Consider the following 597-nt stretch of genomic DNA (forward strand, 5'->3'; position numbering starts at 1 on the left):
GAACATGTTGATTTGCCCCGAATGTGCGTATGAGTGGGATCCGAACCAGGCTGATGAAGACGCGATTCACCTTAAGGATGCCGTGGGCAACGATTTGGCAGAGGGTGATAAAGTCACACTGATTAAAGACCTAAAAGTGAAAGGATCATCGACCGTATTGAAAGTGGGCACCAAAGCGACCATTAAACGTTTTGTTGATGGTGACCACGACATCGACTGTAAGGTTGATGGCGCGGGTGCGATGATGCTGAAGTCGAAGTTTGTGAAGAAGTCCAATTAGGCGCTGCGTTGTAAAACACGGCATTCACTGAACCAATTAACTGACCTCAATTATCTAAATTTTAGAGGGCAGAGAGAGAAAGATAGATCTCATAAAGACGAGTACCAAGGAGTATCACGAAGTATGTGGATTGAAAAACTAAAAGCGAAAATCCATCGCGCTACGGTTAAAGACGCCAATCTTAATTACGTTGGTAGTATCACGATTGACCCTTTGCTGCTCGAAGCAAGCGGCATTGAAGAGCACGAGAAGGTGCAGGTGGTCAACATCAATAACGGCGCTCGGTTTGAAACGTACGTGATACTTGGTGAAAAGGG

2 protein-coding genes are annotated in these 597 nt (G+C 45.6%); both read left to right on the plus strand.

Annotation, left to right across the window (positions count from 1 at the left end):
* Window positions 1–4: 4 nt before the first annotated feature.
* Window positions 5–280 carry a zinc ribbon domain-containing protein YjdM gene (locus A3750_RS01265; protein WP_082873155.1) on the plus strand — a complete coding sequence of 92 codons (276 nt, stop codon included), beginning with the start codon at window positions 5–7 and terminating at the stop codon, window positions 278–280.
* Between the two features lie 123 nt (window positions 281–403).
* On the plus strand, window positions 404–597 hold a 194-nt coding region (locus tag A3750_RS01270), incomplete at its 3' end, for an aspartate 1-decarboxylase (protein ID WP_197474787.1).

The sequence above is a fragment of the Oleiphilus sp. HI0079 genome, assembly GCF_001635105.1.